Raw genomic sequence first — 23,696 nt, 5'->3', positions numbered from 1 at the left:
CCATGCCGATCCACCTGCCGCCACTGACTCGTCGACGATTCCTTGCCGGGACCCTGGCCGCTGGGGCCGCGGCCCTCACGCCCCGTCTGTCGTGGGGACGCACGCTGGAGGTCGATCCGCACCGCTTCGCCCTCTTCTCCGACACGCACATCAGCGAGGTGCGTGACACGGTCCATTTGGGGGCGAATATGGCCGAGAACCTGGCGCGCGCGGGCAGTGAGGCGCTGGCCGGACTCCGCAGGCCGGCGGCCGTCCTCATCAACGGTGATTGCGCGTTCCTCCAAGGCAAGCCGGGGGACTACGAAGTCCTCGTACGTTTGCTCGAGCCGATCCGCACGGCAGGCGTACCGGTCCACCTGGCGCTCGGCAATCACGACCAGCGCGATCACTTCTGGAACTCGGCCCAACTTGCCGCCGCCGACGACGCGGCAGCGCGGCCGGTCGAGAACAAACAGGTCTCGATCATCGAGTCAGCACGGGCCAATCTATTCCAGCTCGATTCGCTCGATCAAACCAACGTCACCCCCGGTCGTCTGGGCGAACAGCAACTCCAGTGGCTGGCCGAGGCACTCGACGCGCACGCCGACAAGCCGGCGATCATTTTCGGCCACCATCAGCCGGTAAAGGGGGGCGCCGGCATGGGGCTCAAGGATACCGATGCCCTGTTCGAGGTGCTCGTGCCGCGCCGGCAGGTGAAGGCCTACATCTTCGGCCACACGCACCACTGGCAGGTGAAGAAGTGGGACGATATCCATCTGGTGAATCTTCCGCCGACGGCCTATCCTTTCGTCAAGTCCGATCCCAATGGCTGGGTAGAACTTGCGCTGCTGGAGCAGGGCGCCACGCTGGAATTGCACACGCTCGACCCCACCCACAAAGCCAACGGCGAACGCGTAGAATTGCCCTGGCGCGCCTCTTAACGCGCCGAGGTAGACTTCAAGGCGGCCATGCCCGACGGGGGGGATGCGAAACTCTCGCATGCCACGTTTCGAGTCTCCTCGCTACAATTCGCGGCTTAACGCCCTTCGTGTCGCAGCCAGCAGGAATCTCACGGTGGCCAAGCGTTCCGGTCCCATCAACCCGTTCTACATCGTGCTCATCGTCGCGGGCATCGCGTTTGCCGTCACCGCCTGTGCCTATGGCGTGATGACATTTCTCGCCATGCAGTCGAACTACGCCGATACCAAGACAGGGCTGCTGGCGTTTCTCGAGGAACATGGCGGCACGCTGCTGGCCGTCGAGCTCGGGCTGCTGGCGATCGCCACCTTTGCCGCCATCGGCACCGATAGCTACTGGGAGCGTCGCGCCGCGGCCAGGGATGCCTCGAATGCCTCTCGCACGCCCACTCAGCAAACGTAAGGAGCTTTTCCGATGAAAGTACAACCCTCGTCGCAGGTGGAATCGCGCGCGGTCGAAATGGAAGGCTCGCGCGGCTGCACGATCCGCATCCTGGTCGGCCCCACCGATGGGGCGCCGAACTTTGCCATGCGCGAGTTCGAAATTCAACCCGGCGGCTACACGCCGCATCACCACCACCCCTACGAGCACGAGGTGTTCGTAATCGCCGGCGAAGGAGTGGTGCTCGAGGGGAACCAGGAACATTCCCTCAAGACGGGCGATGTGATCTTCGTCAAACCAGACGAGGTGCATCAATTCCGCAATACTGGGACACAGCCGATGAAGTTTCTTTGCCTGGTGCCGAACTCGGCGGCGACGCTCCCCGTCGCGCAACGTCCCGAGTGCGAAGTGCCGGCGTCCAAGTAGCCCTTCTGGGCAGACTGCTCGCGCCGAGGCGTGGAGACACGGAAGAGGTTCCGGCATCGGCCCGACCGCCAAGTGGCAGAGGCTATCTTGTCCGCGCGGGTTCTAGGGCTTCCTCTCTCCGGTTGCTAAACTCTTTCCGCGGCTCCGCGCCTCCGCGTGAGCCCTGTCTCGTTCCTCGTCCGTGTTCTCCAGGGCGCTTATGTCGAAGCCGGCCGCCAAGGAAATCGAAGAGCTTCGCGAACAGATTCGGCATCACGACCGGCTGTACTATCAGGAAGCGCGCCCCGAGATCAGCGATCTCGAGTACGACCGCCTGCTCGAGCAACTCAAGTCGCTTGAAGCAGCTCATCCCGACCTGGTCACCCCCGACAGCCCCACGCAGCGCGTGGGGGGCGAACCGGTCAGCTCGCTCGTGCCGGTGCGGCATCGCGTGCCGATGATGTCGATCGAGAACACCTACGACCTGGCCGAGCTCGAGAAATACGGCCAGCGCGTCGCCAAGCTACTGCCGGACGAACAGATCGAGTGGGTCGTCGAGTTGAAGATCGACGGCGTGGCCTGCTCCGTGCTGTACGAGCACGGCAAGTTGGTGCAGGCCGCCACCCGCGGCAATGGTCTCGTCGGGGACGACATCACGCACAACGCGCGGACGATCGTCGATCTGCCGCTGCAGCTCCACGGCAAGCATGTCCCCCCCGTGCTCGAGGTACGCGGCGAGGTCTACATGACCAATTCCGATCTCGTACGGCTGAACGAGGAACAGCAACGCCGCGGCGAGGCCCCCTACATGAACACGCGGAATTGCACGGCCGGCAGCATCCGCCTGCTCGATCCGCAACTGACGGCCAAGCGCCGCCTGCGCATGTTCTGCCACGGGCTGGGCTTTGCCGAAGGAATGCATGCCAAGACGCACACGGAGTTCTTGCGAGAGATCGCCGGCTACGGCCTGCCCGCCACGCCGCACGCCGAGTCGTTTACCTCCTTCACGGCGGCCATCGAGCACTGCCAGGAGTTGATCGAACGCCTGCACGAGCTCGACTTCGAGATCGACGGTCTTGTGCTCAAGGTAAACAGCTTCGACCAGCGCGAACGCCTGGGGGCAACCTCAAAGGCGCCCCGCTGGCTGATTGCCTATAAGTTCGAAAAATACGAAGCGACGACCAGGCTGAACGACATTCGCGTGCAAATCGGCAAGACGGGCGCGATCACGCCCGTGGCCGATCTGGCGCCGGTCGAGCTCGCCGGCACCATCGTCAGCCGGGCCAGCCTGCACAACGCCGACGAAATCGAGCGCAAGGACGTGCGCATCGGCGATACCGTGGTGGTCGAAAAGGCGGGCAAGATCATCCCCCACATCGTGCGTGTCGAAAAGCACGAGCGCAAGGAAGAACTGCCCAAGTTCCATTTCCCCCAACTCTGCCCCGAGTGTCATACCGCGCTGGTCAAAGACGAAGGGGGCGTCTATATCCGCTGCCCGAACGCGACATGTCCGGCCCAGGTCAAAGAACGCCTTCGCTACTACGCCAGTCGCAATGCGATGGATATCGAGGGCTTGGGAGACAAACTGGTCGATCAACTGGTGGTCGACAATCTGGTGCGCAGCTATGGCGATCTCTACACCCTGACCGCCGAGCAGTTGATCGAGCTCGAGCGCATGGGGCAGCGTTCGTCGGAGAAGCTGATCGCTGCCATCGAGACGAGTAAGGAACGAGGCTTAGCACGACTACTGAACGCGCTGTCGATTCGCCACGTAGGGAATCGCGTGGCCAACGTGTTGGCCGAGAACTTCTCCTCGATCGATGAGTTGATGGGCGCCGAGGTCGAGGAACTCTCCGACGTGAACGAGATCGGCCCGATCATCGCCCAGAGCGTCTACGACTTTCTGCACGGCGACTTCGGGCGTCAGACCATCGACGAGCTACGCCGCGCCGGCGTATCGCTACGTTCGACGCAGACGGCCGCCCAGACGGCGACGGGCCCCCTGGCGGGCAAGACCTTCGTCGTTACCGGCACCCTCACGAAATACGGCCGCGAGGAGATCGAAGAGTTGATCACCAGCCTCGGCGGCCGGGCCGCCTCGAGCGTCTCGAAGAAAACCGACTACGTGGTCGCGGGCGAAAAAGCCGGCAGCAAGCTCGACAAGGCAAAAAAACTGGGCGTGCCGATCCTGACGGAAGCGGAGTTCGAGCAGCTCATCCAATGACGTGCCACGGCAGGCGCGATCCTGCGTTTAGCCGTCGCCCGCTCTCCCCTGCCCTGCTCCGGCGACACGACTACTTGGCCGGGACGCCGAGATCCTTCAACTTGGCGGCGACGTCGGCACCGTGCGATTCGGTCTTCACGTCCTTGTCGATGTACAGGATCTTGCCATCCTCGCCGATATAAAAAGTCCAGCGAAACGGCACCTTGCGTTCCTCGTTCACCACGCCGTAGGCCGTGGCCACGCTGCTGTCGTGATCACTGAGAATCGGATAGTCGACCGACAGTTCCTCGGCGAACTTCTGATTCAACTCGGCCGTGTCACAGCTCGCGGTGAAATAGGCCACGTCGAACTTGCGCATGGCGTCTCCCTGCTCCTTGAACGCCTTGCACTCCTTGGTGCAGCCGGGCGTGAAGGCCTTCGGAAACCAGGCCAGCACCACGGTCTGCTTGCCGGCGAAATCCTTCAGGTTGTAGGTCTTGCCGTCGGAGCCGGCAAGCGTGAAGTCGGGCGCCTTGTCCCCCGCCTTCAACTCGGCGGCGTGCAGTTCGACGTCGAGGCAGGCACACACGAGGGCAGCCAAGGCAAGCGAAGCAGTGAGGCGTCGCATGGGGATGATCCTTATCCGAGAGTGGGCGTGTCAGGCAGGCAGATAGTGGGCAGGTCGGCGTCGCCATCCTCCATCGAGGCATCCTTGGCTACGTCGACTCCCGCTCACCCTACCGCGACCGCCGGGCTCCGTCCAGTGCGTTGGCTGGGGCGGTTCAGGGCGTGCCGCTGCTAGCACGCGGCACACCTGGCGCGTTCGTCCGACTCATCTGGGGCAGAACCGCACTCAGAACAATCATGAGCAACACCACGGCGAGCATGAATCCGATGAAGAACAGCGCGAACGAAACGCTCCGCCGGCAAGGTCGGCAATAGTTCACCTGGCGTCCGTTGGTCAACAACGTGCTCAGCAACATCGGCGGCCACAACCAACGTAGGAGCAGGCTGGGGGGCGCCAACTCCGGCAACGGGTACTCGCGCCGACAACGCCCGCATGGCGCGGTCGCGATGACCTTGGGCAACAAATCGAACCGCCGCGCAACGTAATCGCGGAACCGCTGCCAGTCGGCTTCATTGCGAAAAATGCTCCGCGAATAGATATGAAATAGCGAACGTCGAGCTTGCAGCGGATCGGGCCGCCGCAATACCAGCGCCGCGTGGCCTAACCGTGCCTCGACAAAATCGTGCCAGCGAACGTTGCCGTCGAGGTCGTTCTCGCCCGTAGGAGGCCGTGGCTCCACAATCGTCTGCAACCCGTCGGAAGTGATGAACCCCCGTACCCTGCGGCCGGATTGACTTTGTAAAGCGTAAAACTTTCGTAACCGCATGCGAGTCCAAGGGCCATTGATAAACTGAATGGCCCACAGCATTCCGCAGACGACCAGCAAAATACCGATAGGAAGACTCGGTGCGGCGACAATGCGCACGAGCGCCCAAACGCTCAGCACCAGCAGAATGACGTAGAACAGGACACGCTTGCCCGGGTGCCAAATCGCCCGAGTCATGAGGCTGGCCGCCTCGATCAGTTCTGCCAGGCTCTCTCGCCCTTCGAATTCGATGGGGGGCTCGAGTGGAATCTCGCATTGAGCGCTCAGCGTGGACGTCGTTGCCTGCGTCTGCGGCGCGGCGAAGGGATTCAAGCGTTCGTCGGTGGACATCGCTGCTGCCCCGATTTTTTTGCGACGACTCTTTTCTGGCTTCACGCAAAGGGAAACTTCTCATCCAGCTTCGTCTGGGACAGTTCAACCAGAAACGGTACGAAGCGCTCCGCCAGCACGTCCATCAACTGCCGCCCCTTTTCGGCCGTGGCCGGGTGGGGATTGCCCGCGCCGCTGTTCGTCGTCAGCAGGTGCCAGGGGCGCGTGATCGAGACCCAACCACGGTTCACCGCCTCGAATCGCGTTGCGGCCGTGGCGCCGTCGTCGGCCATCAGGCTGCCGTCGTCACGTCGTGCCACGAACTGCGGGAAGTAGGCCAGCCCTAGTGCGGTTTCCAATTCTCCCGCGTGATCCCCCGGGTCGGCGAAGATCTCGCGCTCCACGTCGCGCACGGCACGGAACCAGTCGATCAAGAACAAATGTGCCTCGGTCTGGCCATACAGCTCGCGCAGTAGCGGCTTGAAGTCGTTACCGCCGTGGCTGTTCAAGAGCACGATCTTGCGGATCCCGCTCGTGACAAGCGATTCGACGAGATCGGTAATCACGCGGCCCAACGTCGAGGGGTTGACGTTGAGCGACAGCGGAAAGGCGCGCTGGTTCGTCTCCGTGCCGTAGGGAATGGTCGGCAGCAGCACGACCTTGGCCCCGCGGTCATGGGCATCGCCACAAATTCGCTCGCCGATGGCGTCCCCCTCGAAGGTGTCGGTGCCATAGGGCAGGTGCAGATTGTGGGGCTCGGTCGCCCCCAGCGGCAGCACCGCCACCTCGAACTGGTGCGCGCGGACGTAATCGTAGTTCGTCTCGGCCAGCTTCCACGGACGCACGATGCGGGACCTTTCCGTCTCGGGAATCAACCCACTTTCGAAGCCACCAGGTGGCAATGCCTCGGACCACTCGCTGGCTGCAAAGTTTATCGAAACGGAAGGACCAACTCCAAGTCGAAACGCTTGGAACGCATCGGGTTGAGAAAACCGGCCGATTCCCCTGATTTCCTCGAAAGACGACTCGACTTCGACCGACGATTGGTTATGATTGAGGTACAGACGCCACACGGCCATGGCCGCGGTGGTGCATCAAAACATGACGCGGGGTGGAGCAGCCCGGTAGCTCGCGAGGCTCATAACCTCGAGGTCGCAGGTTCGAATCCTGTCCCCGCCACTAAACCCCTGAGTCGACTCGCTCGGCTCAGGGGTTTTTCTTTTTCTACAGCTTCCGAGCCTTTTTGCGGTATAGAACTGGCCGGAAGGATCGAACGATGGATGCGGCAAAGCGTAAGACGCTGGAGGCGGCGGGCTGGAAATTAGGCGACGCGGCCGACTTCCTGGAGATGAGCGCCGAAGAACGCCAACTGCTGGACGCCCGCGTGAAGCTCGCCATGGCGATCCGGCAACATCAGGGAACTAGACCCGCTGCGCCAGTTCCTGCCCTACCATCTCGAAATGGTCGTGATAGTAGGCGATCGCCTCGGTGGGATTCAGATTGAAGACCACCCGGCCATCCGTCTGCCACCCGGCGCGCTGGTGGCGAAAGACCGCCGTCGCCGCTCGAAGATTGCCCACCGCCTCGACGTGCTCCATGCCTCCCCCTTCGATGGCCTCGAAGGCGATCGTCACGCCGACGAAGGCCGACAACTCCCCCGTGCGGCGGTCGCGGGCATAGGCCACGTCATTCTCGAATTCGCAATCGATCCAGCGCAGACCACGCGGCCGGCCACTCGAGCTGGCCAGATCGACAAAGCGGGCCTCGATCCGTTCGCGCTGTTGGTGGAAATCACGGCGCGCGCGGACAAAACGGGCTTCTTCCATCGCGGCACGGAACGGACGCCAGGCGAGCGCGATGGCAACCAAGGCACCGGCGACAGCTCCGACGACAATCCATGCCACAGGAGTCACGTGTCGATCTCCAGATGAGAGAACACCGAGAAGAAGCAGGGCCGTGGACTGTCGCACGTCACCCGCGCGCCACGGCACATCAGATCCGATTCTAGTCCCGCCGACTAGCGTGTGGCAAGCGCGCGGAATCCGGGTTAAATTCCGACCCTGCTTGCCCTCCCCGCTGGCCGCCGCATCGGCGTCCTGGCTCCCTATCCCCAGGTGAAAACGCATGGCGATTCTCGGTGCTCACATGTCGATCAGTGGCGGTTATTACCGAGCCGTCGAGGCCGCCCAACGCACCGGCTGCGACTGCGTGCAGATCTTCACCAAGAACAACAATCAATGGCGGGCCAAGGAGCTCTCCGATCAGGACATCGAGCTGTTTCAAAATGCCCTGCGCGAGTTGAAGATCGCGCACCCCATCGCCCACGACTCGTACCTCATCAACCTGGCCGCCCCCGACGACGAGCTGTGGCAAAAGTCGATCGATGCCTTCGTCGTCGAGCTGTGGCGGGCCGACCGATTGGGCATCCCTTACGTGGTGACCCATCCGGGCGCCTTCACTACCAGCTCCGAGCAGGCCGGCCTGACTCGAGTCGCCCAAGCACTCGACGAGGTCCACAAGCAGACCCGGGGCATCAAGTCGCAATGCCTGCTCGAAACGACGGCCGGCCAAGGGAGCACGCTCGGTTGGAAGTTCGAACAACTGGCCAGCATCATCGACCAGGTGCGCGATCCCGATCGTCTGGGCGTCTGCGTCGACACGTGCCATATCTTCGCCGCCGGCTATGCCTTCGGCACGAAGAGCGAATACGCGCAGACGATGAAGAACCTCGACCAGACCGTCGGCATCGACCGGGTCAAGGCGTTTCACCTGAACGACAGCAAGAAGGGACGGGGCTCGCGCGTCGACCGGCACGAGCACATCGGCGAAGGCTGCCTGGGGCTCGAACCGTTTCGCCTGTTGATGAACGACCGCCGCTTCCGCAAGGTCCCCATGTACCTGGAGACCCCCAAGGGCATGCGCGACGGTGTGGATCTCGACACGATCAATCTTGCCACGCTGCGCGGACTGATTGCCGGCTGACGGCGCTTATTCGAAATCATCCTCGAATTCGGCGTCTTCGTCGTCCTCGTCGATATTGTCGTCGCCGTCGATATTCGCCTCGTCGTCGCCGAGCAGGTCGTCGTCGAAGCCTTCGTCGAGCTCCTCCTCGAAATCGTCGTCGAAGTCATCGTCGAAATCGTCGTCGTCGACGTCATCGGCCTCTTCGTCCCCCGAGGAGGACACCGGAGGGACTTCAGGAACGGCCCGCTCCTCGAACACTTCGATTTCGTGCGGCGGCTGGCGTTCGTCGAGTTCCGCCCAGACGGACCGTGACATGGATCAACTCCTGGTCTGCTAATCGAACCCTGCAAGCCGAACATCACGGCTCACAGCGTCTCTCGCGATTGAGGACTTCGGCCGCGTCAATAAAAACGCTGGCCGTGGAGTCTTACTAGAACAGGCCGGGCCGTTTGTCAACCAACGAGCCTCGCCCCACCCTGCCCGCGCCCCACACGGGTGGGGTGGCCGTCGAGACCCGTCCGCGTAGCCACCGAAAGGAGTGCCGCCGACAGTCCTTACGCCGCGCGGCGCACGGGCACCAGCGCCGGCTTCGTGTCGAGCACCTGCTTCAACACCAGCCGCACCACGGCGTCTGTCGTCTCACTGGTCAGCAGCGAGGGATCGGGCTGCCAGACGTGCTCGTCGCGCCCCCCCAACTCGCGACGCACCGCGGCCTGGACGACCGATGCGGCTCGTGCCCGGACATACCCACGGGCCTCGGCCAGGCTCATCGACGGAGCACGACGGCTGACTCGCCCCCAAACTCCCGAGACACACTCGCGAGCAAGCTGATCGGCCAAGGTCCGAATTCGCTCGGCATGTCGGCGGCCAAACAGCCAGTTCCAGAATTGCATGGTGGTCTCCGTCGGGGCGAAATCGAGGCGGGGGTGGGGGCGTGAGGTAGGGGGGCCTAACGCGAGCCAAACGGGCATCAAGGCTCGAGCCCGTGGACCTTGCCTAGCCGTCAAGGTCGCGCAAAGTGTTCGTCGCAAGGCCTGTTACAGGAATCGAGCCGGGGATACAGAATCTTCAGCCCCTGGCGCCTTGCGCCATAAAGCCTCGCGCGCGGCGGCCGCCGTTCTGGCGCAGTTTGCCTGACCGCCAAGGGTGCGGCATACTTTTCGTGCGCGAGCGCTATCGAACCCCTTTCAAGCAGATTCACCCTAACCGGCAAACTCCATGCGCATCGGCATCGCGACAGATCACGGTGGCTTCGAGCTGAAACAACTCCTGGCCGAACGGCTCGATGCCGCGGGGCACGCGGTGGTCGATTTCGGCGCCCTGCAACTCACTTCGACCGACGATTATCCCGACTACGTCATCCCGCTGGCCGAAGCCGTCGCTCGCGGCGAGGTGGAACGGGGCATCGCCGTCTGCGGCAGTGGCGTGGGGGCCTGCGTCGCCGCCAACAAGGTCTTCGGCGCTCGGGCGGCCCTCATCCAAGACACCTTCTCCGCACGACAGGGGGTCGAGGATGACGACATGAACATCATCTGCCTGGGGGGGCGCGTGACGGGCCCCTCGCTCGCGGGCGAAATCATCGATGCCTTTCTCGCCGCTCGCTTCAGCGGCGCCGAACGGCACCGACGACGGCTCGAAAAGGTGCTTGCGCAAGAGATCGCGGCTCGAGATACCGGTTCGCCATAAAGGCCTGCGGAAGTAGTTCTCACGCGGAGAGAGGATTCGTAGCCGGTGATACATCGTCAGCATTCTGCCTGACATAAATTTGAAACACGGTTAGATAACTTCCGCCTGCAATCAATCTCTCTCTGCGGCTCCGCGCCTGCGCAAGAAAAAAAAGAAAGCCCCACGATGCCCGCTCCTCGCATTCGCACGCTCTTTACCGATATTGGCGGCGTGATGCTTACCAATGGCTGGGATCGGAAGGCCCGCGCCCACGCCGCCGACCAGTTCGGCCTCAACCACGAGGAGTTGCACGAGCGGCATCACCTCACCTTCGACACCTACGAAGAAGGCAAGCTCACGCTCGACGAGTACCTGACGCGGATCGTCTTCTACGAGCCGCGTGCCTTCGCGCGGCAGGACTTCGTCGACTTCATGTTCGAGCAATCGCAGGCCTTGCCCGACATGCTCGAGTATTTGCCAAAACTAAAGGCGAAACATGGCCTCACCGTCATCGCCGTGAGCAACGAGGGACGCGAGCTGAACGCGCATCGCATTCGCAAGTTCGGGCTGCGCGACTTTATCGACGCCTTCGTCTCGTCGTGCTATGTCCACTTCCGCAAACCGGATGCCGACATGTATCGCATCGCGCTCGATATTTCGCAGGCCGCGCCGGAAGAAGTAGCCTATCTCGAAGATCGCCCCATGTTCGTCGACATCGCCAACGAACTGGGCATCCACGGCATCCTGCACACCGACTACGCGTCGACGCGGACCCAACTCGATGCGCTGGGACTCGGGCTGTAGAGTAAATCGCCGCGCGAGCGCGAAAGCATGCACAGGCCGACAACCGACGCCCCTTGCTCACCCCGAAAGCCGGCAGGCCCCCGGCCCTACTCGCCGCCGTCGATGATCGCCTGCTGCGGCTCGCCCCCCGATTGCGGTTCCATGGCGCCGTCGTCCATCATCTGGAAGACGAAGAGCGATACGACGGCGATGAGGGCCACGATCACGAAGAAAACGCGATACTTGCGCATAACCGGAATAGCCTGCTCGAATGATGGAACTCGTTTCCCTGCCGGCGACTGACGCCACGTGGCAAGGATAGCACGTGGCCGGACCCGCGAAACCATCCCGAACGACCTGCTGGCCCCTCTGAACCGACCTGTCCGGCAACGGTCGCTGCGGTTAGAATCGGTCAAGATGGGTAGTTTCTGCCCCTCGCCGGTCTTCTGCTCCCTTGCCACAACCTGCTGTCGACGAACATGTTGCGCTATTGGACCGCCGGAGAATCGCACGGCAAGTGCCTGGTGGCACTGGTGGATGGATTCCCCGCCGGAGTCACGCTCGAGACAGACTCGATCGATTTCGAGCTCCAGCGGCGCCAGGGGGGCTATGGCCGCGGCGGGCGTCAGCGGATCGAAACCGATCGCGTCGAGATCCTGACCGGCATCTGGCGCAACCAGACCCTGGGCAGCCCCATCGCGCTCTCGGTGGTGAACAAGGACTACAAGCTCGAGCGACTCGACGATCTCGAACGCCCCCGGCCCGGCCACGGCGATTTGACCGGCGCGGTGAAGTATCTCGGTTCGATCCGCGGCGTGCTCGAACGGGCCAGCGCCCGTGAGACGACCGTTCGCGTGGCGGCCGGCGCCCTGGCCAAGCAATTGCTCCGCGAGTTCGGCATTACAGCCTTTGGTTATGTCGTCGAATTGGGGGGCATCGCGGCCGAGCCCTTGCCCGGCTCGCTCGAAGAACAGCGTGCGCGGCGTGATGCCAGCGAGCTCTACATTCTGAATCCCGAGCGCGAAGACGAGATCAAGCACGCCATCGATGTGTGCGGGAAAGAAGGCGATACGCTCGGCGGCATCGTCGAGGTGCGCGTCGAAGGTCTCCCCTTCGGCCTCGGCACGCACGCCCAGTGGGATCGCAAGCTCGATGGCCGCCTGGCGCAGGCCGTGATGGCGGTGCAGGCGATCAAGGGAGTCGAGATCGGTCTGGGCTTTGAAGCGGCGCGACGCCGCGGCTCCCAGGTACACGACCCCATCCAGTACGACGAGTCGCAACGCGACACCCCTTCGCTCGGCTACACGCGCCCCACGAACAATGCCGGCGGGCTCGAGGCGGGCATGACCAACGGTCAACCCTTGGTGATTCGCGCCGCCAAGAAGCCCATCAGCACGCTCCGCAAGCCGCTCGAGTCGATCAATCTGCAATCGAAGCAACCCGATCCCGCCGCGTACGAGCGGAGCGACGTCTGCGCCGTCTCGGCAGCCAGCGTCATCGTCGAGAACGTGGTGGCGTTCGAGGTTGCCGCGGCGCTGATCGAAAAGTTCGGCGGCGACAGCTTGATCGAAATGAAAGCACGCTGGGATCAATTCATGCAGCTCGCCCGCGAGCGATAAAAAGTAGGTCAGGTACCCCGTACCTGACAATCAATCGAGTTAGCCATCAATCAAGTTAGCCATGTCGAACAGTGTCAGGTACGGAGTACCTGACCTACATGAGGCAAGGATGTTCTCACTTCACGAAGCAACGCGGCGCGGTCTGTTTCGTCTCGCGTTCGTGCTGTTGGCGGTGATCCCCACGGCGGGTCTCGCCAGTTGGACCGCTGTGCGGCACATGCCCGGTTATGTCGACGCCTTCGAGGCCACTATTGCCGAGCGCACGGGGCTCGACACCAGCCTCAAGGCGATCGACCACCTGCGTCCCGGCGAGATGCGGCTCGTGCAACTCGAGCTGCGCGATCCCGAGACCGGCCTGCTCATCGCCCGCGCCGAACGTGTCACCCTGACCCAGACCGCGGACCTGATCGCGCTGGACCTGGAAGATGCCAAGCTCGAGTCCGGCGGCCTGGCCAACGCCTGGCACGCGCTCGATCGGCGACTGCGACGGCAAGGGGGCAATCTGCCGCATGGGCAATTGCGCATCACGGCCTCGTCGCTGACGACCCATGCCGCCGAGCAACCCCTCGTGTTGCACGCCGTCGAGGCCCATCTCGATTCGAGTGCCGTCGAGACGAAGCTCGAGCTCACCTTCTCGACCAACGACGCCAACGACGCCGACAAGGTCACGCTGCACGTCGACCGCGACCGCCGCACCAATCCCCCCACGTTTCGCTTCGAGTTGATCGCCGAAGAGGATCCCCTCCCCTGTGCCCTGGCCGAGCCCCTCTGGAGCGCCGCTCCCTGGTTTGGACCGCAGGCCGAGTTCCGCGGTCGCGTAAAGTCGGTCGAAGGAACCAACGCCGACTGGATTACGACGATCCGGGGCCGCTTCAGCAAAGTCGACGTGCGCAATGCCATCGAGGCGCACTTTCCCCACTCGATGCGCGGCAGCGCCGAGGTCCTGCTCGAAGAGGCGTCGCTCGAGAACGAACGGCTCGTCGCCGCGCGCGGCACGATCACCGCGGGACCAGGACACATCGCACTCAGCCTGATCGACAGTTCGTGGCGCTCGCTGCGGTTGCTCTTCGGTGGACAAACGACGGAAGAGGGCAAGATCATCGGCCTTCCCGAGCTGATTCACTACGATTCGCTGGCCTGCCATTTCGACGTCGATGGCACGGGAATTCACCTGACCCCGCTCCCGAACGCCCCGCTGCTCAAAGACAAAGAGGGCCGCGACGCTGGCTATCCTCTGCTGACCGATGGCCCCTTGCCCTTGCTGGCCATTCCCATCCAGTACCAGCGCCAACCGGTCACCGTGCTCGTCAAGGCGCTCGTCCCGCCGACGGCCGACAAGCTGCCCGCCGACGATCGCGCCGCCTGGCTCTTACGCGCGCTTCCGGCCCCGCAACAAGCGCGCAGGCCACCAGGCTGACGCCTCAGTCACACTCCCATTCGGCGCGGGTATAGCTCGTCAACTTACCGGCCGTGATCTGCAAGACACAATCCGCCAGCGCCGTCGTCTCCTCACGGCTGTGCGTGACGTGGAGCGCGGTCACCCCCGTCTGACGCTGCACCGATTTCAACAGGTGGTGCATTTCCTCGCGCGTCTGTTCGTCGAGGGCACTCAGCGGCTCGTCAAGACAGAGGATGCCCGGCCGGAAGGCCAGTGCCCGCCCTAGTGCCACGCGTTGGCGTTCTCCGCCGCTCAACCCTGGCGGAAATCGAGCCAACAGGTGCGAGATTCCCAACGTGCTTGCGAGTTCGGCGACTCGTGCGTCGATCTCGGCACGCCGCCAACGCCGCACGACGAGCGAAAAGGCCAAATGATCTCCCACGGTCATCGTGTCGAAGAGCGCACCATCTTGTGGCACATAGCCGATGCCGCGTTCGGCCGGCTTGCGGTGCGTGACATCCTCGCCCAGCAGCAGGATCCTGCCCGCAGCAATGGGCCTCAATCCACAAAGGGCTTCGACGAGCGTGGTCTTGCCGCTGCCGGTGCGCCCCATGCAGACGGCGTACTCCCCCTGCGGTACGGCGAAGTCGAGCTCGCGCAGTTCGAACTCGCCGACTCGAAGGTGTAGTTTTTCGACGACGATCATCGCGTGGTGTGTCGAGCGGTTGGTGGAATGTTGAACGCGCGCGGTCGCGCCACGCAGGGGAACTTTAAATGCCGATCCGCCGCAGCCCGAAAATCCGCGCCACGATCAAAACGATGACCGCGGCCAGCACCATGATCAACGAGGCCGCGACGGCCCCTTCGATATTGCCGGTGGTCAGTTCGAGGAACACGGTGGTCGGCAGCACTTCGGTTTTCATCCGCGTGGCGCCGGCGAAGACCAGGATCGGGCCGAACTCCCCCAGCGAACGTGCCCAGGCCAGCGTGCCGGCGGCCAGCAGTCCCCGTCGTGCCTGCGGAAAGACGACCCGCCAGAAGGCCTGGCTACGATTACAACCCAGTGTCAGCGCCACTTGCTCGCAACGCGGATGGATCTGATCGAACGTGACCCGCATCGTCCGCACGGCAAAGGCACAAGCCACCATGAACTGCGCGAGAATCACGCTCGGGATTTCATACGTCACCCCGATCTCGACTCGGCGGCCGGTAAACCACTGGCTGAGCGTGCCGGTCACGGCGCGCGAGAGATCTTCGAGCACGTCTCCCAACGGCGTCTGAAACAGGATCAACAGGCACAGCCCGATCACCAGGGGCGGAAGCACGATTGGAATGTCGAGCACCGCATCGATCAGGCTGCGTCCCACGAAGGGGTGGCGCGACATGAAGTAGCCAATGGGCACCGCCACCCAGAGCGAAAGCAACGTCGTGACGGCGCACGAAATCAGGCTCAAGCGAATCGAATAGCGCACCTCGGGACTCTGGAGCGCGGAAAGAATCGCGTTCGGCGTCGTATAGGTCGCTTCGGCGACCACCATCGCCACGATCAACGCCACATAGGCGCCGCCGATCGCGCCGAACGCCAGGTAAAACGGCAAGTCCGAGCCTGCGCGATGCACGGCTCGGGCGTCTCGCGAATGGGCCGACTCGTTCACGGTGCCACGGCCCCTGCTGGTGTGCCCGCTTCAACGGGCCCATAGCCGCGAGAGAGGAACTCCCTGCCACCCAGGGCCGAGTCCTGCATGTAACGCGCAAAACGCAAGGCGGCCTCGGGACGTTCGCTAAAGCTCAGTACCCCCGCGGTCACGTCTTGCGGATGCTGCTGCCAGTCGTGTACCTCGACCGCGTCGAGCTTGTCGGAGAACTGTCGCACGTTCGCATCCCAGACGATCGCCGCATCGACGGCCCCCAGCATCACATCGTTCGCCACGTCCGACACCGTCGGCTTGAAGACCTTGGCGTGCGCGGCAACCGCGTCCCACTCCCCCGACGCCTCGAGCAACTTCTTCGTCAATTGACCGATCGAGGCCGCATCGGGATTGGCCAACGCCAGACGCACCTCGTCGCGCGTCAGGTCTGCGATCGAAGCGATCTGTTTCGGGTTCCCCTTGGCCACCGCGATGACGGGGGTTTGTCGCGCCAGGGGTAGTGTCTCGCCGACAAGTTGCCGCTCGCGCGCCAGATCCGTGTAGCTGCTGTCGGCGGCGATGAAGAGGTCGCCGCGTCGCGCCACCTGCAAATTGCTGAGCAAGGTGCCAGAACCGCCGAACTGCAATTGCACGGGCACGCCAAAGGGCTCTTCTTCGAACGCCTTGGCGATCGCCTCGACAGGAGCTTTCACCCCCGCGGCGCAGTAGACCATCAGGGGTGTGGCGTCCTGTGGGCTGACCGCATCGAGCGCCGGAGATTCCCGATCGTTCGCGCCGGACTCCCGCGCGGACTTCTCGCGAGTTTCCTGAGCCGTGCCCTTCGCACCTGGCGCGGTCGTCGCGCCTCGGAAGAGGAGATACCCCAACAGGGCAAGGGCGACGAGAGAACCGACCACCAGCAGCAGGCCCTGATTCGTCTGCCGCGACGACTGCCATTCGGGAGAGGATTGGCCCATGAGTCGATTATCCGCGGCGGCGGCGTTTGATGAGCAAGCCCACCACGGTCAACCCGGCCGCCGCCGTGCCTGCGGTGGCGATGGAATTGCCCAGGGCACGCCACCCTCCCGCGGGCCGGGCTGAGTCCGCACAGCACATGATGCAGTCCGGTTCGCCCGCGAGCGTCGAGCTCCCCAATCCGCCGTCCAAACTGAATTCGAGCGTTGAACCTGCCGTCCGCGGGGCGCTTGGAGCCCCCTGCGACATCGCCGGAGCGATATGCAGCCAGGCGAGACAAACGCCCGCGATGGTCAGCCTGCCAGCGAACCCAGGTCGTAGATTCATGTCCCTCTCTCCATCGCGGGAAAAGGTCCGTGGCGCGACCGCCACGGAAGTCCTTCGGAGCAGCATAGCGTGGAAAAACGGAGCCTTCCACGATTCTATCTGATCGACACGATCCTGTCGCACGGCTGGCGGCGCGTAAAACCGGGCGGGGACGGGACGAACCTAACCCAATACCCAGCCCCTTGTTGGCTCCTCTCGAGGGGACTATGATCGTGGATTCACTTTTTCTGCCCCCTGGTCAGTCAGTTAGATCGTCGGAGTTGCGGCATGCGGCACTTGCTCTCGGCGCTCGTACAAAACGTGCCCGGAGTCCTCGCGCACATCTCCGGCATGCTCGCCTCGCGCGGCTATAACATCGATAGCCTCGCGGTGGGCGAGACCGAGAACCCGGATATCTCGCGGATGACCTTCGTGCTGGTCGGAGACGACAGCACGCTCGAGCAGGTCCGCAAGCAACTCGAAAAGATCGTCACGGTCGTCGAGGTAGACGACATCAGCTCGCAGGATTTCGTCGAGCGCGATCTGATGCTGATCCGCATCAAGGCCCCACCGGGGGGCAAGCGGACCGAAGTCCGCGAGCTGACGGAGATCTTCCGCGGCCGCATCGTCGATGTCGGTCCGCAGGACGTGATGATCGAGATCTCCGGCCAGGAACGCAAAATCGTGGCCTTCATCGAACTGATGCGCCCCTACGGAATCATCGAGCTCGTGCGGACCGGTCGCATCGCCATGGTGCGCTGCACGAGTCGCGATCGCGAGAACGCCGGCGCGGCCGATCGCAAAGACTAAACGTTCACCCTGCCACGGCGGCGCGCCACAGCGCCAGGAGTCCTTCATGCCAGCCAAGATTTACTACGACAACGACGCGGACCTCTCGGTCCTCAAGGGCAAGACGATCGCCATTCTTGGCTACGGCTCCCAAGGGCACGCCCACGCGCAGAACCTCCGCGACAGCGGCTGCGAGGTCATCATCGGCCAGCGACCGGGTAGCAAGAACTACGACCTGGCCGTCAGCCACGGCTTCAAGCCCATGGCAGCCGACGAGGCCACGAAGCGGGCCGATATCGTCAATATCCTACTCCCCGACGAGGTGCAGGCTGACATCTACCGCCTGCAGATTCGCGAGAATCTCAAGCCGGGCAATATCCTCATGTGCTCGCACGGCTTCAACATCCACTTCGGCCAGATCGAGCCCCCCCCCGGCGTCGACGCCCTGCTCGTCGCCCCGAAGGGCCCCGGCCATCTCGTCCGCAGCGAGTTCGTCCACGGCGGCGGCGTCCCCTGCTTGATCGCCGTGTCGCAGGGCGCCAGCGATGCCACCTTCCAGGCTGGTCTCGCCTATGCCAAGGGGGTCGGCGGCACCCGGGCAGGCGTCATCCAAACCACCTTCGAGGAAGAGACCGAGACGGATCTCTTCGGCGAGCAGACCGTCCTCTGCGGCGGCGCGAGCGCCCTGGTGAAGGCGGCCTACGAGACCCTCGTCGAGGCCGGCTATCAGCCCGAGATGGCCTACTTCGAGTGCATGCACGAGTTGAAGCTCATCGTCGACCTGTTCTATCAGGGCGGTCTGAGCTACATGCGTTACAGCATCTCGAACACGGCCGAGTACGGCGATTACACGCGTGGTCCGCGTCTCGTCACCGCCGAGACCAAGGCCGAGATGAAGCGCATTCTCGAAGAAATCCAGTCGGGCAAGTTCGCCCGCGAGTGGATCCTCGAAAACAAGGCCGGCGCCCCCGCCTTCAAGGCCACCCGTCGCCGCGAACGCAAGCATCCGATCGAAGAGGTCGGCCGCCGGCTCCGCAGCCTCATGTCATGGATCAACGCCAAGGAAGTCGAGTAGGCAATCGCACGAGCAGCCGCTCGACCCGCTCCAGTCCGAAGCACACGAATCCCAAGGCTTCGCCGGCGAACCGGCGAAGCCTTGTTTCGTTTGACGGTCTTCTTTGACGCGGCTCATTGCGACCGAGAGAAAGGACCGGGACGGCAGACAACTCCCCGCTCCGAGACTCAAAACACACCCGGCAAGAAAAAAGGCCGCATCCTTGCGGCCTGTTCTCGCACGGCGGCGCCGTGCCCGAGCGTGATGAGCAGCGCGTGCGCTACTTCGACGACACCTTCGTGCCGTCCGTCAGGCGGAAGTTCGACATCTCGATCTTCAGCACTTCGCGTTTGTCCTTGCCGGCCGAGACCAGGACGAACAACGCCGGCAGGTCGTACTTCCCGACGCGCTCCCACTTGTGGTAGTAGGTCATCGACGAGGCGAGATCGCCCGACTTGGCGTCCCAGAAGCTGACGTTGAAGACCTTGGGCAGGTACTTGCCTTCGGCGTTGTGCTCGACGTCGAGCATCGAGATGGTGAACTTCTGGTTGCCCATCTCGCGGTTCACTTCCGTAACGACGTCGTCCTGGATGCGGTAGATGCTCCCCATCGACTCTTCGGCCAGCTTGAGCTTGCGCCCCAGCACGTGCAGGCCACTCTCTTCCTGGTAGTCGGCCTCGTCGCCAATCGATGAGTCGGGCAGACGATGCGCGATCATCGAGCTGAGTTGCTGGCGCAACAGCGGCGTCAGATTCTTCTCGATGCCGACGAACTTCGACTTGCCGTTCTCGTCGATCTCGATCGTGCCGGTCTCGAGTTGGTTGTCGATGTGTACCTTCACGTCAGCCGTGAAGCCGTGGAAATCTTGCCACAGGGCGCGATCCGCACGGGCGCGGGCCAGTAGCTCGGAGGCCGTGATGTCCTTTTCCTCGGGCTTGGCTTCCGTGGCGGCGGCCAACTCGCTCGTCGTCGAAGCGGTCGACGCCGTCGTCGTATCGGCCACGTGGAAGGTCACCGTCGCAAAGCTCCAATTGCCGTTGTAGGCCTTGCCGTCAAGTTCCCCCTGGGCGCTCTCGTCGACGTGCTTGGCAAGCAGGTGGTACTCCCCCGCCGCGGCACGCTTGATCTTGGCCAGGCCCTGCTCGTCGGTCGTGAGCTTCTGTTCATCGCCGCTCGGACTCCAGAGGGTCAGTTCGACGCCGGCCGCCGGCGCTTCCTTCCACAGGGCCTGCAACGTGATACCGCCGTCGGCCAACCGGGGAACGACATCGAACGCGAGACGCGACGACGGCTGAGCCAACTCCTTGGCCTGCGTCCAATCGCCCGACAGGTGCTTGGCATAGTAGTCGAGCAACAGCGGCTTGCCCGTCTTGGCGAACACACCGTAGCGGCAGAAGACCTCGACGGCATAGGCGCCCGACTGCGGAACGCTGGCGTCGAGCGTGGCGGTTTCGGCCGCCTGGTCGACGTTCTCATGGAGCTTGAGCTCCGAGACCGGCTGACCGGGCACGTGCAACCAGGCCTGGGTCGGCTTGAGGCGATCGATCAGATTCGCCGTGCCGGGCGAAGGATCCTCGGCGAACGAGATCTGCACGTTCGCGGAGCCCTCGGGCACATAGGCCCACACGAAGTGCGCCTGGGCAGGACGCAACGAGAACAGGGCCACGACGGCGCCCAGCACGAGGACCGACGTCGACAGAATAGGACGCATGTACGAACTCCTTAGAAAACGAGGGTTAGCGACCAACTGGATGCATGCCGCGACCTATTTGTCGCTAGTCAATTCAAAGTCGAAGACATTTGGGCCGTCGAGCGTAGTCTCGACGGCAAGAGTCGATGCTTTGTTGTAGCGCGGCGGAAGCGAAACGGGCTTGGGCGGCGGCCCCGTCTGTTTAATATCGCTGGGGGTCCCACCCGCTTCACTGTCGGGCCAAATCTGCACGCGGAGCTTACCAACAGCGGGGCCAAAATCATGGGGAATGTCGTACCTCCCCTGAACAATCTTGCCCCCTCCCTGCGGGCCCGAGACCCCCCGTTGAGGACGAAACAAGATCGACGCGTGATCTAAAGGCTTGCCATCGAGCGACACCGAGCCGCTGACACTAACTCGGGGAGGACCCGATGGACCACAACCGGCAATGCCGAACAACACGCTCAACAGACCGAGATAGCAAATCCAAGTTCGCACGGCGCGCCATGGCCGGACACCATCACCGCGTGACCTGGCGGAATTAGAAATCATCTTCGATGATCTCCTGTCCCGACCGCGTCGCCAACGCGTCGAGTGTATTCGCGTTGACTGAGTCCGCGATGAATCGGACCGACCCGTCGGCCATGGCAAAGTTGCAGCCCCCCCGATGGTCGCTGCGGAACGTGGCACGCTCGAAGTTCGTCGTGACCATCCAGTCCGCGTTGTAAATGCCGCAGGTACTGGCCCAACTGTAACCGGCATAACCGATCGACCAGAACGTGTGACCGCCACGCGGCTGGCCGTACTTCGGAATGCAATCGACGATCTGCAGGTTTCGCAAACCAAAGTCGAGCTCGCCGATGAGAAGCGTGTTCGAGAGTCCGTCCCGGATCTCATGGCCCCGCACGCTGATCTTACGCGACGGCGTGGGGTTCTGCTGCGTCAACGTGACCACGATAAAGGCCCCGTTGAACCCAGACTCGGCGCCCGACAGAAACGGATTCTCAGTCCCGACGTTGACGGCGTAGCTGCCAGGAGCACCACTCTCTTGACCGGCCGTACAGTCCGGATCGGGCACATCGCGCAGAATCGTCATCGAGGGACACAGATACGCCGGAACTCTCGTCGAAGTAATTCTTGCATTCTGGGCCTTCGCTTCGGGCGAAAGATTCCAGCCGAAATCGTAAGCGTCGGACAAGGTCGAGTTCTCGAGGAACGGCAGCAGATGAATAAACGGACTGTCGCTCCCGCCACGGCCACGCTCGTTCGCATACGGCAAGCGTCCGTAGGAGTCGTCATGCAAGTGCATCGCCAGCACAAGCTGGTGCAGGTTGTTCGCACATTGCGAACGTCGTCCCGCTTCGCGCGCTGCCTGTACCGCCGGCAGCAACAGCGCGATCAGAATACCGATGATTGCGATGACGACCAGCAGTTCAACTAGCGTAAATCCTGTCGCATGCAGGCCGCACGCCCCACGCACGCCAGGGCGCGCGCGACGTACCGCGAACGGACGATCCTTGCCGCAGTTCATGGCGATTCCTAGTTGGCGCTAAGCTGGCTCTGACGGCGACGTCGCACCCAACCGAAAGCGGCCACGCAGCCAAAGCCCGTCAGGCCCAGGGCCCACGTGGTCGGCTCCGGCACCTCGGCAAATTCGATTGTCACCTGGGGCGACAAAGCGAACAGAGAGGGATGATCGCTCGTGTAGAAGTTGGGATTCGTACCCCCCACCATTTCCGCCGCGGAATGCAGCGATGTGATCGCGAAGAACAGCCCGCCGTTCGCCAGACCATTCTGCAAATAGGCCAACACTTGCGGCGTCAGACCCAGATCAAACTCGAACGTCTCGCCGGCACTCGAGGACGTACCCGACAGCACGCTCTGGCCCGGCAAAATGCCCGACGTCGCCTGACCGATCGCCCAGGGATTGCTCTCGAAACCAAACTGCACGTTGTTCGATACGTCCCCTTCAGCGTTGGGAACACCGAATCCAAGCGGAAACACGCTGCGCGGGCTGCCGTAGATGTCTCCCTGTTCGAAGACCGGGGGGCCGGGCGAGACACCGCCAAAGCCCAGGCTCGTGTAGCCATTGCGCAAACCGACGCCATGCAGCTCGATCGGACGACCGGGATCGGAGTCGGCCTGTGGGGCGGGCGCGACGCCGTCCGGCGAGTAGGTCAGGTACGAGTCGTACGTCGGATCGTAAATGAATGTCCCGCTCGAGTGCGTCACGCGCACCTTGACCGAGGCAATGTTGTAACTCGACAGCGGCTGTCCCGTCGGCACGAACGATGAGGTGTCGAAACCGATGATCAACTGACCATCGCGATTGTCGAAATCGGGATACGAGCCGATCGCTCCGAACACCGGTGCGAGAAAACGCTCGCCGGGCGTTCCGTTGAAGGGATACATCCAGCGATCAAACAACGTCGAGTTCGATTCGTTGATCGTGATCGAATCGGCCGAAGCGCTACGTAGCGCCCCGAGAGCCACCACCAAAATCAGCACTGCAAGAGTAAACTTGCTCATCGCAAACTCCAAAACACCAGAGGGAAATCGAGCGTGTTTATCAGACGCGGGAGCGATCGGTTCCGCGGAACGCGATCGATGGAGCTTGGGGGCGCAACGCCCAAGCAGCGCGATTCCCTGGCTTGGAGGAGGGGCAAAAGAGGGCCCCAATCCCTGGCTCGGTAGAGGTGGGCATACACCGTCAACGGGGGTGATGCCTGGCGCGAACTAGCTAGCGAGAGACGCGAGATTCCAACGGTTCGACCACGGGTGTGGACAGCGGCACGGCGGCCAAAAAGGACGATCCGCTCGTGCTACGACCGTCGGGCAACGGGCGCCCGACGCTCATCCGTCATTAGCTGTCCAACTCCGGGTAACAGGTGGTGCGGCCCGCCAGGGGCAGGCCCGCACGACATTGCGTCGACTGCTTGCTGTTCGCCGAGCGAATCGGGCGGTACGAAAGCTTTTGAACGTCGTTCCGCCTGCTCAGAGAAATCGAGCCCCTTGTGACTCGATGGAAGGAATGATACCAGATATCAATAGTGCGTCAACGGTCTGGTCAGGAAAAAGTTTGCGTGTCGATTTTTTCACCATAAGTCGAGTCCGTGGCGACAGATCAGATTTTGGAGGGATTCTCGGGGGGCACGGTTGACAGCCGGACAAAAAAGCGATATTGAGACTCATTATC

At 63.0% G+C, this 23,696-nt stretch carries 25 protein-coding genes and 1 tRNA gene; 12 read left to right on the top strand and 14 right to left on the bottom strand.

Annotated features, from left to right (window positions below):
- Nucleotides 1-2 precede the first annotated feature (2 nt).
- The 4 genes from KF708_17150 to ligA all read left to right on the top strand — a co-directional run bounded on the left by KF708_17150 (nucleotide 3) and on the right by ligA (nucleotide 3,967).
- On the top strand, nucleotides 3-920 hold the full coding sequence (locus tag KF708_17150; protein MBX3414418.1) for a metallophosphoesterase: 918 nt from the start codon (nucleotides 3-5) through the stop codon (nucleotides 918-920).
- A gap of 133 nt (nucleotides 921-1,053) precedes the next feature.
- Nucleotides 1,054-1,359 carry a hypothetical protein gene (locus KF708_17145; protein ID MBX3414417.1) on the top strand — a complete coding sequence of 102 codons (306 nt, stop codon included), beginning with the start codon at nucleotides 1,054-1,056 and terminating at the stop codon, nucleotides 1,357-1,359.
- A gap of 12 nt (nucleotides 1,360-1,371) precedes the next feature.
- Entirely contained in the window at nucleotides 1,372-1,764 is a 393-nt protein-coding gene (locus tag KF708_17140) for a cupin domain-containing protein (GenBank protein ID MBX3414416.1), read from the top strand.
- Between the two features lie 199 nt (nucleotides 1,765-1,963).
- Nucleotides 1,964-3,967 carry an NAD-dependent DNA ligase LigA gene (ligA, locus tag KF708_17135; GenBank protein MBX3414415.1) on the top strand — a complete coding sequence of 668 codons (2,004 nt, stop codon included), beginning with the start codon at nucleotides 1,964-1,966 and terminating at the stop codon, nucleotides 3,965-3,967.
- 70 nt (nucleotides 3,968-4,037) lie between these two features.
- On the opposite strand, the gene KF708_17130 is transcribed toward ligA, so the two are convergent.
- From KF708_17130 to KF708_17120, 3 genes are all read right to left on the bottom strand, one after another.
- Nucleotides 4,038-4,574, bottom strand: coding sequence for a peroxiredoxin (locus tag KF708_17130; protein MBX3414414.1), 537 nt, complete (start codon nucleotides 4,572-4,574; stop codon nucleotides 4,038-4,040).
- 154 nt (nucleotides 4,575-4,728) lie between these two features.
- Nucleotides 4,729-5,670 carry a hypothetical protein gene (locus tag KF708_17125; GenBank protein ID MBX3414413.1) on the bottom strand — a complete coding sequence of 314 codons (942 nt, stop codon included), beginning with the start codon at nucleotides 5,668-5,670 and terminating at the stop codon, nucleotides 4,729-4,731.
- Nucleotides 5,671-5,711: 41 nt separating this feature from the next.
- The gene (locus KF708_17120) at nucleotides 5,712-6,728 is read right to left on the bottom strand and encodes a creatininase family protein (GenBank protein MBX3414412.1); all 1,017 of its coding nucleotides are present in this window, start codon (nucleotides 6,726-6,728) and stop codon (nucleotides 5,712-5,714) included.
- A gap of 26 nt (nucleotides 6,729-6,754) precedes the next feature.
- Between KF708_17120 and KF708_17115 the strand changes: the two genes are divergently transcribed.
- A tRNA-Met gene (locus tag KF708_17115) sits at nucleotides 6,755-6,828 on the top strand.
- A gap of 242 nt (nucleotides 6,829-7,070) precedes the next feature.
- Here KF708_17115 and KF708_17110 read toward each other — a convergent pair.
- Nucleotides 7,071-7,562 (bottom strand): hypothetical protein, encoded by a 492-nt coding sequence (locus KF708_17110; protein MBX3414411.1) that lies wholly within the window; start codon nucleotides 7,560-7,562, stop codon nucleotides 7,071-7,073.
- A gap of 232 nt (nucleotides 7,563-7,794) precedes the next feature.
- Between KF708_17110 and KF708_17105 the strand changes: the two genes are divergently transcribed.
- Nucleotides 7,795-8,631 carry a deoxyribonuclease IV gene (locus tag KF708_17105; protein ID MBX3414410.1) on the top strand — a complete coding sequence of 279 codons (837 nt, stop codon included), beginning with the start codon at nucleotides 7,795-7,797 and terminating at the stop codon, nucleotides 8,629-8,631.
- 6 nt (nucleotides 8,632-8,637) lie between these two features.
- On the opposite strand, the gene KF708_17100 is transcribed toward KF708_17105, so the two are convergent.
- Both KF708_17100 and KF708_17095 read right to left on the bottom strand, forming a co-directional pair.
- Nucleotides 8,638-8,928, bottom strand: coding sequence for a hypothetical protein (locus KF708_17100; GenBank protein ID MBX3414409.1), 291 nt, complete (start codon nucleotides 8,926-8,928; stop codon nucleotides 8,638-8,640).
- A 239-nt stretch (nucleotides 8,929-9,167) separates the two neighbouring features.
- The gene (locus KF708_17095; protein MBX3414408.1) at nucleotides 9,168-9,506 is read right to left on the bottom strand and encodes a hypothetical protein; all 339 of its coding nucleotides are present in this window, start codon (nucleotides 9,504-9,506) and stop codon (nucleotides 9,168-9,170) included.
- A gap of 325 nt (nucleotides 9,507-9,831) precedes the next feature.
- Here KF708_17095 and KF708_17090 point away from each other — a divergent pair, with 325 nt between their 5' ends.
- Nucleotides 9,832-10,299: an RpiB/LacA/LacB family sugar-phosphate isomerase gene (locus tag KF708_17090; protein ID MBX3414407.1), complete on the top strand. Its 468-nt coding sequence runs from the start codon at nucleotides 9,832-9,834 to the stop codon at nucleotides 10,297-10,299.
- A 165-nt stretch (nucleotides 10,300-10,464) separates the two neighbouring features.
- Nucleotides 10,465-11,082 (top strand): HAD-IA family hydrolase, encoded by a 618-nt coding sequence (locus KF708_17085; GenBank protein MBX3414406.1) that lies wholly within the window; start codon nucleotides 10,465-10,467, stop codon nucleotides 11,080-11,082.
- Nucleotides 11,083-11,168: 86 nt separating this feature from the next.
- Here KF708_17085 and KF708_17080 read toward each other — a convergent pair whose 3' ends face one another.
- Nucleotides 11,169-11,312 carry a hypothetical protein gene (locus KF708_17080; protein ID MBX3414405.1) on the bottom strand — a complete coding sequence of 48 codons (144 nt, stop codon included), beginning with the start codon at nucleotides 11,310-11,312 and terminating at the stop codon, nucleotides 11,169-11,171.
- 231 nt (nucleotides 11,313-11,543) lie between these two features.
- On the opposite strand from KF708_17080, the gene aroC reads away from it, so the two are divergent.
- Together aroC and KF708_17070 are read left to right on the top strand one after the other, a co-directional pair.
- A complete protein-coding gene (gene aroC, locus KF708_17075) occupies nucleotides 11,544-12,680 on the top strand; it encodes a chorismate synthase (protein MBX3414404.1) in 1,137 nt (378 codons plus the stop codon).
- Nucleotides 12,681-12,789: 109 nt separating this feature from the next.
- Nucleotides 12,790-14,097, top strand: a complete 1,308-nt coding sequence (locus KF708_17070) for a hypothetical protein (protein MBX3414403.1) — start codon at nucleotides 12,790-12,792, stop codon at nucleotides 14,095-14,097.
- Between the two features lie 4 nt (nucleotides 14,098-14,101).
- On the opposite strand, the gene KF708_17065 is transcribed toward KF708_17070, so the two are convergent.
- The 4 genes from KF708_17065 to KF708_17050 all read right to left on the bottom strand — a co-directional run bounded on the left by KF708_17065 (nucleotide 14,102) and on the right by KF708_17050 (nucleotide 16,988).
- Entirely contained in the window at nucleotides 14,102-14,764 is a 663-nt protein-coding gene (locus KF708_17065; GenBank protein ID MBX3414402.1) for an ATP-binding cassette domain-containing protein, read from the bottom strand.
- Between the two features lie 64 nt (nucleotides 14,765-14,828).
- Nucleotides 14,829-15,596 carry an ABC transporter permease gene (locus KF708_17060; protein MBX3414401.1) on the bottom strand — a complete coding sequence of 256 codons (768 nt, stop codon included), beginning with the start codon at nucleotides 15,594-15,596 and terminating at the stop codon, nucleotides 14,829-14,831.
- 113 nt (nucleotides 15,597-15,709) lie between these two features.
- Nucleotides 15,710-16,663 carry a molybdate ABC transporter substrate-binding protein gene (gene modA / locus KF708_17055; GenBank protein ID MBX3414400.1) on the bottom strand — a complete coding sequence of 318 codons (954 nt, stop codon included), beginning with the start codon at nucleotides 16,661-16,663 and terminating at the stop codon, nucleotides 15,710-15,712.
- A 7-nt stretch (nucleotides 16,664-16,670) separates the two neighbouring features.
- Nucleotides 16,671-16,988, bottom strand: a complete 318-nt coding sequence (locus KF708_17050) for a hypothetical protein (GenBank protein ID MBX3414399.1) — start codon at nucleotides 16,986-16,988, stop codon at nucleotides 16,671-16,673.
- 267 nt (nucleotides 16,989-17,255) lie between these two features.
- Here KF708_17050 and ilvN point away from each other — a divergent pair, with 267 nt between their 5' ends.
- Both ilvN and ilvC read left to right on the top strand, forming a co-directional pair.
- A complete protein-coding gene (gene ilvN / locus KF708_17045) occupies nucleotides 17,256-17,777 on the top strand; it encodes an acetolactate synthase small subunit (protein MBX3414398.1) in 522 nt (173 codons plus the stop codon).
- 46 nt (nucleotides 17,778-17,823) lie between these two features.
- The gene (ilvC, locus tag KF708_17040; GenBank protein MBX3414397.1) at nucleotides 17,824-18,831 is read left to right on the top strand and encodes a ketol-acid reductoisomerase; all 1,008 of its coding nucleotides are present in this window, start codon (nucleotides 17,824-17,826) and stop codon (nucleotides 18,829-18,831) included.
- 259 nt (nucleotides 18,832-19,090) lie between these two features.
- Here ilvC and KF708_17035 read toward each other — a convergent pair whose 3' ends face one another.
- The 3 genes from KF708_17035 to KF708_17025 all read right to left on the bottom strand — a co-directional run bounded on the left by KF708_17035 (nucleotide 19,091) and on the right by KF708_17025 (nucleotide 23,029).
- Nucleotides 19,091-20,521 (bottom strand): DUF3386 family protein, encoded by a 1,431-nt coding sequence (locus KF708_17035; protein ID MBX3414396.1) that lies wholly within the window; start codon nucleotides 20,519-20,521, stop codon nucleotides 19,091-19,093.
- Nucleotides 20,522-21,041: 520 nt separating this feature from the next.
- Nucleotides 21,042-21,962: a DUF1559 domain-containing protein gene (locus KF708_17030; GenBank protein MBX3414395.1), complete on the bottom strand. Its 921-nt coding sequence runs from the start codon at nucleotides 21,960-21,962 to the stop codon at nucleotides 21,042-21,044.
- Between the two features lie 77 nt (nucleotides 21,963-22,039).
- Nucleotides 22,040-23,029, bottom strand: a complete 990-nt coding sequence (locus KF708_17025; GenBank protein MBX3414394.1) for a PEP-CTERM sorting domain-containing protein — start codon at nucleotides 23,027-23,029, stop codon at nucleotides 22,040-22,042.
- Nucleotides 23,030-23,696: the final 667 nt, after the last annotated feature.

This window comes from Pirellulales bacterium, from assembly GCA_019636335.1.
Classification (GTDB): domain Bacteria; phylum Planctomycetota; class Planctomycetia; order Pirellulales; family JAEUIK01; genus JAHBXR01.
Note: the sequence above shows the minus strand (reverse complement) of the source record. Positions and strands in the feature narration are given on the sequence as shown.